Here is a 12,462-nt window from a genome sequence, read left to right as displayed (position 1 = left end):
AGAGAGCGGTCGGTCCGCACACGGGGTGCGGGCCGGGGTGGATCAGAACGGGCGCAGCGGCAGGAACTTGCCGTCGAGGGTGACCACGGCGCGGGAGCCGCCTTCCGGGTCTTCGACTTTCTTGATGTCGAGCTTGAAGTTGATGGCGCTGATGATGCCGTCGCCGAACTGCTCGTGGACCAGGGCTTTGAGGGTGGTGCCGTAGATCTGGATCATCTCGTGGAAGCGGTAGATGGTCGGGTCGGTCGGCACGCCGCTAAGGCTGCCACGCAGCGGGATGATCTGCAGCGCGGCGATGGCGTCGGCGTCCAGCTCAAGTTTTTCGCCGACCACTTGCGCGGCGTCTTGCGGCAGCGGGTGCTGGCCGAGCAGGGCAGCGGTGACGTAGGCCAGGCTCAGGCCGGTGCCATCGGCAAGATCCTGCCATGACAAATTCTTGCGGGCCTTGATGTCGAGAATGCGGGTGGTCAGGGCCAGGCTGGCATCGTTGTAGGCGTGGGACTGTTGCATGGTGTCACTCCTTTCAAGGTTGGCTTGCTGTGGGAGCCATCTTCTGCCGATTGATCCATAGCGTCCAAGACCGATATACAATGCTTCGCATAAGCACTGCCTATAGATGGTGATCCCATGCTGCTGCGACATTTGCGATATCTGCTGGCCGTTGCCGATCACGGCGGCTTCACCCGGGCGGCGGAGGCGTTGCATGTGTCGCAGCCGACCTTGTCGCAACAGATCCGCCAACTGGAGGAAAGCCTCGGGGTGAATCTGTTCGACCGCACCTCGCGCACCGTTAAACCCACCGATGCCGGTGAGGCTTACATTGAGTGTGCGCGGCGCGTGCTGGTGGAGTTGGAGGCGGGCAAGCGGGCGTTGCATGACGTGAAGGATCTGTCGCGTGGGCGCTTGCGGCTGGCCATGACGCCGACGTTCATGGCCTATCTGGTCGGGCCGTTGGTACGTGATTTCGCCGCACGCTATCCGGGTATCCATCTGCAGATTTTCGAGCTGTCGATGGATGATATCGAGGCGGGGCTGGCGGACGATTCGCTGGACATCGCGATTGCCTTTACCCCGGTGCGCCACCCGGACATTGAGTGTATTCCGGCGTTTACCGAAACCCTGGGGATCATGGTCGGGCGCGAGCATCCGTTGTACGAGAGTCAGGCGGTGCTGACGGCGAGCGATCTTGCCCAACTGGATTTCGCTTTGCTGGCGCCGGACTTCATCACGCGGTTATCGATCGATGAGTATTTCCGTCAGCAGGGGATCACGCCGCAGGTGCGGATCGAGGTGAATTCGGTGAGTACGTTGCTGGAGGTGGTGCGGCATTCGCCGATGGCGACGATGTTGCCCGAGGCGATTGCCAGCGAAGACCGGGCGTTGCGTCGTTTGAGCGTAGAGAATGAAGCACCGCAGCGTGGGGCGGCGTTGTTGCGGCGGCAGAATAATTACCACAGTGCGGCGGCGCTGGCGTTTGTGAATTTGGTCCTGCAAGCGAAAATCTGACCAACAACACAGCCCCCCTGTGGGAGCGGCCGGCCGCGGGGGGGGGGCCGTGTGGTGGGGGGGGGGGTCACCCCCCGCGCCCTTGCGGGAGAACCCCCCCCCCCAGAGGATTGTGTGGTGAATTGCGGATATAAAAGGGGCCTGCTTCTGTTGGAAGCAGACCCTTTTTATTTATTGAAGTTGTAAATCAGCAGAACCGGTCAATCACCCGAACTTCATTCTTGTTCTGCATCGAATCCCACGCCTGTTTCAGCGTCTGCAGCACATTGCCGATGAAGTCTTTATCGGCCGCAGCTTTCTTGCCGACATAACCGTGGCCGCGGCGGTACATCTTCAGGCGGGCCAGCAGGTTCTGGTTGCTGCGGTCGAATTCTTCTTCACCAGCATGGGGCGACAGGCAGTCGATATGCACCTGACCCGACTTGCTGATCCAGAGAATGTGGCTGTCGTGGCTGTCTTTTTGCGCAGCGAACATACGAGCCAGTTCTTCGATAGTAGGTTGATTGTTCAGATTCATGATGTTTGCCCCTTGACCAGTCTGGTGATCTTTCAAAGTTGATTCGCTAATACAGGTAGCCCATCGGTTAGTTGATCCCTGGCACCGAAACCAGGACGTCAGCGGTCGCCCGTGTGAAGTACGGGGTCATGCGTCTGTTGCATGTAGTCGTGTTGAATAACTGCTACGCAATAGCGTCACAACGAGGAGAAGCAGCGAAAACCGGGAGGCTCCTTGACGACATTTTCAGGGTCGACCACAAGCGTCTTGAGAATTTTCGCCAGCGCTTCTCGTCCTTGTACTGGACGTTCAGGCCAGGTCAGCTTCTTCAATCTGCCTTGTGGGCAGCGTGTATCCGGAAAAAACAACTCGGCGGTCAGACGAGTTTGCTCAAGCGTGTTACCGATGTTCCCGATCGGGGAACGTCTTCATCATGCAAAAGCAAAACGGTGCCGTCAACGGTTTTGTAGTGATTATTTTTGTTCACTACATATTGTCGGACAAAGCTGTTTTGGAATGAGAAAAGTTCCGTTCAGGCAACGGCTGCAGGGGCACGCAGGACATAGAAGGTGCAGGGATAACCGTCCACGGCGCGCTGCTGGCGGGTGAAGGCGCCGCCAGCCAATTCGGGGATCAACCTGGCCCAGAAGCGCTGCGCAGGCAGGTTGGCATCGATGTGGAAAATCTGCCATTGACCGGGCAGACGGCTCAAGAGGGCAGAGACGACAAACTGCGCGACGCCTTGGCCACGAAAGCGTCGGGTGAGGAAAAAGTAGCCGATGTTGTGTTCGGCGCCGTCGATGTGGGTGTCGTTATCCACGGTCACGAAGCCGGCCAGTTCACCGTCGACGCGGATCAGGAACGGTTGGGTAGCGGGATTGCGCCAGTAATCGTCTTTCTGCTGAATGCTGAAGAAACCATGTTCGCCGAGCTTCAGTGGTAGCCATTGGCTGAAGTCGTACATGTAGAACTGCATGAGGTTTTCGATGGTTTGCAGTTCGTCGCGTTGGGCGGGGTGCAGTTCGATAGTGGGCATGTTCAATGAACTCCAAAAGGGAGACTTAAGAACCCTGTGGCGAGGGAGCTTGCTCCCGCTGGGGCGCGAAGCGGCCCTAAAGCCAGCAATCGCGATGTTTCAGATAGACCATAGTTGCAGGTTTTGCGACTGCTGCGCAGCCGAGCGGGAGCGAGCTCCCTCGCCACAGCAACTCAGCAGATTTGAGTTATTTGGCGGTACGCTTGGTTGCACTGGCGGTTTTACTGCGCGTCGATTTACGCTTTTTCTTCCACGGCGCAGCAGCCTTGCCGGCCGGTGGCGGGCCGCTGATGGTCAGGCTCAGCGCAGAACACCGGGTGACCTGCTTGCTCATCCACGCCGCCTGTTTGGTGACGAACTCTTCCAGGCTCATCTCGCCGCTCTGCACCATGTCCAGCGCCTGTTCCCAGATGGCGGTGGTGCCGGGATCGGCAATCGCCCGGGGCACGGCGTCGATCAGGCTGAAGGCCGCCGGCGTCGCGGCCAGCGCCTTGCCGTTCTTCACCAGATAACCTCGATCCAGCAGACCCTGAATGATCGAAGCGCGGGTCGCTTCGGTGCCGATGCCGGTGGTGTCCTTGAGTTTCTGTTTGAGCAGCGGATCTTCCACCAGTTTGGCGACGTTCTTCATCGCCTTGATCAGGTCGCCCTCGGTGTAGGGCTTCGGCGGCTGGGTCCACAGATCCTTGAGGTTCACGCCGGCCACGGCGCAATCGATACCCTGGCTCAGCGCCGGCAGGGTTTGCGGGGCTGGCGCCTCACGGCCCTTGGCCGGGGCGAGGGCTTCGGGCAGGGCGCGCTTCCAGCCCGGTTCGATAATCTGCTTGCCAACCGCGCGCAATGCTTCACCGGCGCAATCGAAATCGGCCTGGGTGCGATCGTATTCATGGTTGGGCAGAAATTGCGCCAGATAACGCGCACGAATCAGGGTATAGACCGCCCGGTGTTTGCCGCTCAGGCGTTCGAGATTTTTCGCCGCCGCCGTGGGGATGATGCCGTGGTGGGCGCTGACCTTGGCGTCGTTCCACGCCCGTGAGCGGCGCTGCGGGTCGAGGTGACCGTTCAGCGCGTCAAGGCTGGGGTCGGCCTGACGCAATGCGGCGAGTATTCCAGGAGCTTCGCTGTGCTGGCTCAGCGGCAGAAAGCCGCAATCGCTGCGCGGGTAGGTGATGACCTTGTAGGTTTCGTAAAGGGCCTGGGCGATGTCGAGAGTTTCCTGGGCGCCGAGACCGAGTTTCTTCGAACAGACTTCCTGCAGGGTGCCGAGGTCGAACGGCAGCGGCGCCACTTCGCGCATGCGTTCGGTGCGCAGCTTCACCACACGCGCACTGGCAGCGCTGTTCAGAGCGGCGGCTGCCTGCTGGGCCAACGCCTGATTCAGGCAGCGATCCTGATCGTCGCAAACGTCGGAGGGCGCACGCCATTGCGCAGTGAACGGCGTGCCGTCGTGCAGCAGTTGCACATCGATCGCCCAATACGGCACCGGCACGAAATCGGCGATGCTGCGGTCGCGATCCACCACCAGCCGCAGTGTCGGCGTCTGCACCCGGCCGACCGGCAGCACACCCTGATAGCCGGACTGCCGGCCCAATAGCGTAAACAGGCGACTCATGTTCATGCCGATCAGCCAGTCGGCCCGCGAGCGCCCCAGCGCCGAGTGATACAGGCTGAAGGTTTCCGCCCCTGGCTTCAGCGCGGCCAGAGCCTTGCGGATCGATGCTTCATCCAGCGCCGACAGCCACAAGCGGCGGATCGGCCCGCGATAGCGGCAGTGCTCGACCAGTTCCCGGGCGATCATTTCGCCCTCACGGTCGGCGTCGGTGGCGATGATCAGTTCGCTGGCCTCGCCGAGCAGGCGCTTGACCGCTTTGTACTGGCTGGCGGTGCGCGGCTTGACGGTCATTTTCCATTTGTCCGGAATGATCGGCAGATCCGCCAGCACCCAGCGCTTGTAGCGCGCGTCGTAGGCATCCGGCGGCGCGGTTTCCAGCAGATGGCCGATGCACCAGGTCACTGTGACGTCCGTTCCCAGCCAGCAGCCGTCGCCCCGACGCCTGGCGCCCAGCACGGCCGCGATGTCTTTGGCCTGGGAAGGTTTTTCACAGAGGTACAGCCGCATAACCACCGTCGTCGATCAGTTCACTGGAGGTGCACAGGATGGCCGCAGTTGGCGCTCGGGGCAACTTTTATCTGTATGGATATACAGATCAAAACATTGCCGGAGATGACCGGTATTACCGGGACGTCGCGAGCGGCTATCGAGAAATCGATTGGCAAGGCAGTTGACGCCCGTGTCAGGTTCAACGGGCTTCTCAGAAACGCGAGTGACCGGACGATCTCGCTAGTGGATCGCCGTGCTCGACGCGTACTGCCAACTCTGAAACAAGGAAGTCCCACCATGGCTCAAGCCAAAGCGAAAACCAGCAGCGCCTATGACGAAGTGAATGCCTTCAGCCACCTGTACGACCGTGGCGTCGGCCTAGTGAACGGCAAACCGTCGTTCACCGCCGATCAGGCAGCCGACGAAATCCTGCGCAAAAACCTGTCGTGGCACGACAAGAACGGTGACGGCAAAATCTCCCTGACCTACACCTTCCTCACCGAGAAACCGGCGAACTACAACCCGAATCTCGGCAACTTCAGCCAGTTCAGCGCTCAGCAAAAGGCTCAAGCCATACTGGCCATGCAATCCTGGGCCGACGTGGCCAAGGTCACGTTCACTGAAGGCAAGGGCGGCGACGGCCACATGACCTTCGGCAACTACGACGTCAGCACCGGCGGCGCGGCGTTCGCCTACCTGCCGAGCGGCGGCAGCTATGACGGTCAGTCGTGGTATCTGATCAACAATCAATATCAGGTCAACAAGACCCCGGACACCAACAACTACGGGCGTCAGACCCTGACCCACGAAATCGGCCACACCCTTGGCCTGTCGCACCCGGGCGCCTACAACGCCGGCAACGGCAGCCCGACCTACAACGACGCCAAGTACGCCGAAGACACCCGTGGCTACAGCCTGATGAGCTACTGGAGTGAAGCCAACACCGACCAGAACTTCAGCAAGGATGGCAGTGGCGCCTACGCCTCGGCACCGTTGCTCGACGATATCGTGGCGGTGCAGAAACTCTACGGCGCCAACTATGCAACCCGCGCCGATGACACCACCTACGGTTTCGGCTCCAACGCCGGGCGTGATTACTACGGCGCGACGTCAGCGTCGTCGAAACTGGTGTTTTCGGTGTGGGACGGTGGCGGTAACGATACGCTGAACTTCTCCGGCTTCACCCAGAACCAGAAGATCAACCTCAATGAGGGTTCGTTCTCTGACGTTGGCGGGCTGGTCGGCAACGTATCGATTGCCTATGGCGTGACCGTGGAGAATGCGGTTGGCGGTTCGGGCAATGACCTGCTGATCGGCAACTCGGCCGTCAACCATCTGTTCGGCGGAGCCGGCAACGACATCCTTTACGGCGGTGGCGGCGCGGATGTGCTGTGGGGCGGCGAGGGCGCAGACACCTTCGTGTTCGGCGCAGCCAGCGATTCGACCGACAACCAGCCGGACTGGATCATGGATTTCAAGAGCGGCGTGGACAAGATCGACCTCTCGGGCATCGCCGCGTTTGCCACGGGGGCGGCGTCACTGAACTTCGTCAGCAGTTTCACCGGCCACGCGGGCGATGCGATCCTGACTTACTACGCGCAGAACGGTCAGACCGGGCTGCTGGTCGATCTGACCGGGCAGGGGCAGGTTGACTTTGCCGTGGGTGTGGTGGGGCAGGCGGTGGCGACTGATATCGTGGTTTGATGTGAAATGACAGGGCCAACCTGACGCTTGTGGCGAGGGAGCTTGCTCCCGCTCGGCGGCGAAGCCGTCGCAAAACCTGAAATCGCGTTATACCTGATGCAGCGCGATTTCCGGATTTGGGTCTGCTATGCAGCCCAGCGGGAGCAAGCTCCCTCGCCACTGTTCATTTGTCCCTGGAGAACCCCCATGAGCACCACCGGCCTCAATCCCGTCATCACCCTCGAAGAACTCCCCGGTTGCCTGCTGGTGAAATTCCACGGCATCCAGGTCGCGGCGTCCTCGCATGTGCTGGTGCTCCATGAGGCCAACTACCCGCCGGTGTACTACGTGCCCCGCGAAGACATCGACGAGAAATACTTCGCCCGCACCGACCACACCAGTTACTGCCCGTACAAGGGCGATGCCAATTACTTCAGCCTGCAAGTGCCGGGGCATGAGGGGGCGAATGCGGTGTGGACTTACGAAAATCCGAAAGTCTCGGTCGCGCCGATTCGTGACTACGTGGCGTTTTATCCGGATCAGGTGAAGTTTGAGGTGATCAAGGCTGACGTCTGACACGTAAGTCTGTGACCGAGTAAATCACCTGTGGCGAGGGAGCTTGCTCCCGCTGGGTTGCGAAGCGACCCTAAACCCTGCAATTACAGTGCATCAGATACACCACGGTTACAGGTTTTGCGACTGCTTCGCAGTCGAGCGGGAGCAAGCTCCCTCGCCACAGGTAAGCTGAGTTGATCTGGAATCAGTTTTTGTCCAGATCGATATTCTTCGTCTCTCGCAGACAGATCATCCCCACCACCAAGCTGACCCCGGTAATCAGCACCGGGTACCACAGCCCATAGAAAATATCCCCGGTGTACACCACCAGCGCGAACGACACCGTTGGCAGGAAACCGCCGAACCAGCCGTTGCCGATGTGATACGGCAGGGACATCGAGGTGTAGCGGATGCGCGTCGGGAACAGTTCGACCATCAGCGCAGCCAGCGGGCCGTAGCACATGGCCGAGATGATGATCAGCGCGACGATCAGCGCCACGATCATCGGTTTGTTGATCTGTTGCAGGTCGGCCTGTTGCGGGTAGCCGGCGAGGGTCACCGCGCCGCGCAGGGCGGATTCGTCGTAGCCGTCGATCTTCACGTCGCCGATGCTCACCTGCACGCCACTGCCGGCCGGAGCGGCGACACTGGAGTAGGGCAGGCCCTGCTTGACCAGGAAGGTCTTGACCTTGTCGCACGGGCTGTCGAATTTGGCCTTGCCCACCGGGTCGAACTGGAAGGTGCAGGTCGCCGGATCGGCCAGCACGGTGATCGGCGCCTGACGGCTGGCTTGATCGATTGCCGGGTTGGCGTAGTGCGCCAGGGATTTGAAGATCGGGAAGTACAGCGCGGTGGCCAGCAGCAGGCCGAGCATCAGCACCGGTTTGCGCCCGACCTTGTCCGAGAGCCAGCCGAAAATGATGAAGAACGGCGCACCGATCACCACGCTGATGATCAGCAGACTGTTGGCCACCGCCGGGTCCATTTTCAGGAACTGGGTGAGGAAGAACAGCACGTAAAATTGCGCAGCGTAGAAGGTCACCGCTTGCCCGGCGTTGATGCTGAACAGGGCGATCAGCACGACCTTGAGGTTCTCCCATTTGCCGAAGGATTCGCGGATCGGCGCTTTCGAGGCTTTGCCTTCCTCTTTCATTTTCAGGTACGCCGGCGACTCGTGCAGGCTCAGGCGGATCCAGGTGGAAATGCCCAGCAGCACGATCGACAGCAGGAACGGAATGCGCCAGCCCCAGACTTCAAACTGATCGCCAGTGAAGTAGCGGCACCCGAGCACCACCAGCAGCGACAGCAGCAGGCCGAGGGTTGCAGTGGATTGAATCCAGCTGGTGTGGAAGCCGCGTTTGCCGATCGGCGCGTGTTCCGCCACATAGGTCGCAGCACCGCCGTATTCACCGCCCAGGGCCAGACCCTGAAGCATGCGCAGCACCACCAGAATGATCGGCGCGGCAATGCCGATGCTGGCGTAGGTCGGCAGCAGGCCGACGCAGAACGTGGCGATACCCATCAGGATGATGGTCGCGAGGAAGGTGTATTTGCGCCCGATCATGTCCCCCAACCGACCGAACACCAGCGCCCCGAACGGCCGCACGATAAACCCGGCGGCAAAGGCCATCAGCGCGAAGATGAACGCCGTGGTGTCGTTGACCCCGGCGAAAAACTGCTTGCTGATCACCGCCGCGAGGGCGCCGTAGAGGAAGAAGTCATACCACTCGAACACCGTCCCCAGGGACGAGGCGAAGATGACTTTCTGCGTAGCATTGCTGGTGCTGGCGCCGCTCGCGGCGTCCAGCGGCTGAGCGTGTTCTGACATATCGGTATCCCTCACAGTGATTGTTTTTGTTGTTCCACTGGTGTTGCGTGTCCGGGTGTTGCGCGATGCCTTGAATGCTGTTGATTCCTGTGGGAGAGGGCTTGCTCCCGAAGGGGCCGTGTCAGTCAAATCATGGGTGAATGACACTCCGCTTTCGCGAGCAAGCCCGCTCCCACATTGGTGCTTTGAACAGGTCCTGAAAGGATCAGCTGCGCGGCCTTCTCGGCAATCATCAGCGTAGGCGAACAGGTGTTGCCCGAGGTGATGCGCGGCATGATTGAGGCGTCGGCGATGCGCAGGCCGGGCACGCCATGCACGCGCAATTGCGCATCGACCACCGCTTCCGCGTCATTGCCCATGCGACAGGTGCCGACCGGGTGGAAAATCGTCGTGCCGATGCGCGCGGCCGCTTCGTGCAATTGCTCCTCGCTTTGCAGGTTGTCGCCGGGCAAGTATTCCACCGGTTTGAACGCTTGCAGGGCCGGGGCGCTGACGATACGGCGGGTCAGGCGAATCGCGTCGGCGGCCACGCGCAGGTCTTCAGGATGGCTGAGGTAGTTCGGTTGAATCAGCGGTGCTTCCTGCGGGTCTGCCGAACGGATGTCGATGCGGCCACGGCTCTGCGGACGCAGATCACACACCGACGCGGTGAACGCCGGAAAGCTGTGCAGCGGCTCGCCAAAACGCTCCAGCGACAGCGGCTGCACGTGATACTCAAGGTTGGCTGAAGTCTGCTCCGGCCCGGATCGGGCAAACGCCCCGAGCTGACTCGGCGCCATCGACAGCGGCCCGCTGCGGTCATACAGATAACGCAGGCCCATGCCCATCTTGCCCCAGACGCTGCCGGCGATCTGATTCAGGGTCCGAGCGTTCTGCAGTTTGTAGATCAGGCGCAGTTGCAGGTGATCCTGCAGGTTGCCGCCGACCCCCGGCAGCTCATGAATCACCCCGATGCCGAGGCGCTCGAGCAGCGGACGCGGGCCGATCCCGGAGCGCTGCAGAATGCTCGGCGAACCCACGGCGCCAGCGCAGAGGACGATTTCCTTGCGCGCCTTGAAGCTTTTCACCTGACCTTCGTGACGCGCGCTGACTTTTGAAGCACGGCCGTTTTCCAGCAGCACCCGATCCACTTCAACCCCGGTCAGCACCGTCAGATTGACCCGCTCGCGAATCGGTTTGAGAAAAGCCTTGGCCGCGTTCCAGCGCACCCCGGCCTTCTGGTTGACCTGAAAGTAGCCGCAACCCTCGTTGTCGCCCTGATTGAAGTCGTCGATGCTGGCGATGCCGCTCTGCTCGGCGGCACTGCGAAACGCGTCGAGAATCGGCCATGACAGCCGCTGTTGCTCGACCCGCCATTCACCCTTGGCACCGTGAAATTCAGCGGCGCCGGCAAAGTGGTTTTCGCTCTGTTTGAACAGCGGCAGCACGTCGTTCCAGGCCCAGCCCGGATTGCCCTCGGCGGCCCAGCCGTCGTAGTCACCAGCCTGGCCGCGCATGTAGATCATGCCGTTGATCGAGGAGCAGCCACCGAGCACTTTGCCGCGTGGGTAGCTCAGGCTGCGACCTTGCAGGCCGGGTTGCGCTTCGGTCTTGAAGCACCAGTCGGTGCGCGGGTTGCCGATGCAGAACAGGTAACCCACGGGGATGTGAATCCATGCGTAGTTGTCGCGTCCGCCGGCTTCGAGCAGCAACACCCGCTGCTGTTTGTCTGCCGACAGTCGATTGGCCAGCAGGCACCCGGCGGGGCCGGCGCCGACCACGATGTAGTCGTATTCTTCAAGGGAAGTCTGCATTCCCTGACCTCGCTTTTTGTTTTTATTGTCGGACACTCTAGTTGTTAGCTTTCGTTAAAAGAATGTTAGTTTTTGCGCAGCTGCTGTGCGTTTTCAAACAGCCTGGATTGACGATAGCTGACAAGGACAACCCATGTTCGACTGGAATGACCTGCGGTTCTTTCTTGAGTTGCAACGCAGCGGCCGCCTGCTCACCGCTGCCCGGCGCTTGAACACTACTCACGCCACCGTGGCCCGACACATCGAGGCCATCGAAAAAAGCCTCGGCACCGCGCTGTTCGTCCAGCACGCCCAGGGCTATGAAATGACCCCGGCAGGCGAGGCGCTGCTCAAGCACGCCGAAGCCATGGAGAACGTCGCGCTGCTGGCCCAGGAAGAAATCACCCAGTCCACCGCACCGCTGGGCAAGATCCGTGTCGGCGTCACCGAAGGGCTGGGCATCAAGTTTCTCGCCAGCCGGATGATCGGCCTGTTCGAACGTTATCCGGGACTGGAAGTGGAACTGGTCGCCGTGCCGCGCTTCGTCAGCATCCTCAACCGCGAGGCGGAAATCAGCATTCATCTGGAGCGCCCGGCGGCCGACATGCTGGTCACGCGCAAGCTCACCGACTATCGGTTGGCGCTCTACGCCAGCCAACGCTACCTCGACAACGCACCGCCGTTGCGCAGCCGCGAAGACCTCGCGCGGCATGCGTGGATCGGTTATGTCGATGATCTGTTGTTCAGTCAGGAACTGATGTTCCTCAACAGCTTCTGCCGCAGCCCGCGCGTGGTGTTCCATAGCACCAGCGTCATCGCCCAGCAGGAAGCGGCGCGCTCGGGATTGGGCATTGCGGTGTTGCCTTGCTACATGGCCGCGTCGGATCCGGATCTGGTGGCGTTGCTGCCGGATGACAACATCGAGCGCAGTTACTGGATCAGCACCCGGCGCGAGCTGCACAAGTCAGTAAGGTTGCGGGTGGTCTGGGATTATGTCGTCGGCCTTTGCGAGGCGGATCAGGGCCTGTTGCGCGGCTGATCCCGCCCCACACAAATCCCCCTGTGGGAGCGGGCTTGCTCGCGAAGGCGGTATGTCTGTGACGTAGATATCGACTGACACTACGCCTTCGCGAGCAAGGGGCGGGGGGGGGGGGGGGATTTTGGCGGGGCGCGTGACGGCCCGCCACCGCCCCCGCCGCGGCGCGGACGCCCCCTCCCACAGGGTTCTGCGGTTGTTGCCGGATGACAGCATCGAGCGCAGTTACTGGATCAGCACCCGGCGCGCGTTGCACAAGTCGGTACGGCTGCGGGTGGTCTGGGATTATGTGGTGGGGTTGTGCGAAGCGGAGCAAGGCCTGTTACGCGGATAGTCCAGCCCACACAAATCCCCTTGTGGGAGGGGGGGTGCGGGCCCGCGCGGGGGGGGGGGGTGGTGGTGAAACTCTGTGCCCCCGCGGCGCCGCGCCGGGCCCCCCCCCCCCCCTC

The 12,462-nt window shown here is 61.3% G+C and carries 10 protein-coding genes and 1 pseudogene; 5 read left to right on the top strand and 6 right to left on the bottom strand.

The window, feature by feature from the left end; genetic code table 11:
• Positions 1-42 precede the first annotated feature (42 nt).
• A complete protein-coding gene (cynS, locus tag LVD08_RS17675) occupies positions 43-510 on the bottom strand; it encodes a cyanase (protein ID WP_247268789.1) in 468 nt (155 codons plus the stop codon).
• 117 nt (positions 511-627) lie between these two features.
• Between cynS and cynR the strand changes: the two genes are divergently transcribed.
• Entirely contained in the window at positions 628-1,506 is an 879-nt protein-coding gene (gene cynR / locus LVD08_RS17670; RefSeq protein WP_247268788.1) for a transcriptional regulator CynR, read from the top strand.
• A 187-nt stretch (positions 1,507-1,693) separates the two neighbouring features.
• Here the strand turns inward: cynR and LVD08_RS17665 are convergent, their stop codons facing one another.
• From LVD08_RS17665 to LVD08_RS17655, 3 genes are all read right to left on the bottom strand, one after another.
• Complete coding sequence (locus LVD08_RS17665; RefSeq protein ID WP_041073389.1) at positions 1,694-2,023, bottom strand: hypothetical protein; 330 nt, start codon at positions 2,021-2,023, stop codon at positions 1,694-1,696.
• A 511-nt stretch (positions 2,024-2,534) separates the two neighbouring features.
• Positions 2,535-3,038, bottom strand: coding sequence for a GNAT family N-acetyltransferase (locus LVD08_RS17660; RefSeq protein WP_247268787.1), 504 nt, complete (start codon positions 3,036-3,038; stop codon positions 2,535-2,537).
• Positions 3,039-3,225: 187 nt separating this feature from the next.
• Positions 3,226-5,157: a DNA topoisomerase III gene (locus tag LVD08_RS17655; RefSeq protein ID WP_247268786.1), complete on the bottom strand. Its 1,932-nt coding sequence runs from the start codon at positions 5,155-5,157 to the stop codon at positions 3,226-3,228.
• Positions 5,158-5,436: 279 nt separating this feature from the next.
• Here LVD08_RS17655 and LVD08_RS17650 point away from each other — a divergent pair, with 279 nt between their 5' ends.
• Positions 5,437-6,843 (top strand): serralysin family metalloprotease, encoded by a 1,407-nt coding sequence (locus tag LVD08_RS17650; protein WP_247268785.1) that lies wholly within the window; start codon positions 5,437-5,439, stop codon positions 6,841-6,843.
• A 186-nt stretch (positions 6,844-7,029) separates the two neighbouring features.
• Positions 7,030-7,398, top strand: a complete 369-nt coding sequence (locus tag LVD08_RS17645; RefSeq protein ID WP_247268784.1) for a DUF427 domain-containing protein — start codon at positions 7,030-7,032, stop codon at positions 7,396-7,398.
• 184 nt (positions 7,399-7,582) lie between these two features.
• On the opposite strand, the gene LVD08_RS17640 is transcribed toward LVD08_RS17645, so the two are convergent.
• Both LVD08_RS17640 and LVD08_RS17635 read right to left on the bottom strand, forming a co-directional pair.
• The gene (locus LVD08_RS17640; RefSeq protein WP_097090285.1) at positions 7,583-9,205 is read right to left on the bottom strand and encodes an MFS transporter; all 1,623 of its coding nucleotides are present in this window, start codon (positions 9,203-9,205) and stop codon (positions 7,583-7,585) included.
• Positions 9,206-9,330: 125 nt separating this feature from the next.
• Positions 9,331-10,998 (bottom strand): GMC family oxidoreductase, encoded by a 1,668-nt coding sequence (locus LVD08_RS17635; RefSeq protein WP_247268783.1) that lies wholly within the window; start codon positions 10,996-10,998, stop codon positions 9,331-9,333.
• Between the two features lie 133 nt (positions 10,999-11,131).
• Between LVD08_RS17635 and LVD08_RS17630 the strand changes: the two genes are divergently transcribed.
• The gene (locus LVD08_RS17630; RefSeq protein WP_247268782.1) at positions 11,132-12,016 is read left to right on the top strand and encodes a LysR family transcriptional regulator; all 885 of its coding nucleotides are present in this window, start codon (positions 11,132-11,134) and stop codon (positions 12,014-12,016) included.
• Positions 12,017-12,209: 193 nt separating this feature from the next.
• A pseudogene (locus LVD08_RS17625) lies at positions 12,210-12,347 on the top strand (LysR family transcriptional regulator); the annotation flags it as partial.
• Between the last annotated feature and the right edge of the window lie 115 nt (positions 12,348-12,462).

Source organism: Pseudomonas sp. YL2 (assembly GCF_023063025.1).
GTDB lineage: Bacteria > Pseudomonadota > Gammaproteobacteria > Pseudomonadales > Pseudomonadaceae > Aquipseudomonas > Aquipseudomonas putida_A.
The sequence above is the reverse complement of the archived record's forward strand: the minus strand, read 5'-3'. Positions and strand labels throughout refer to the sequence as shown.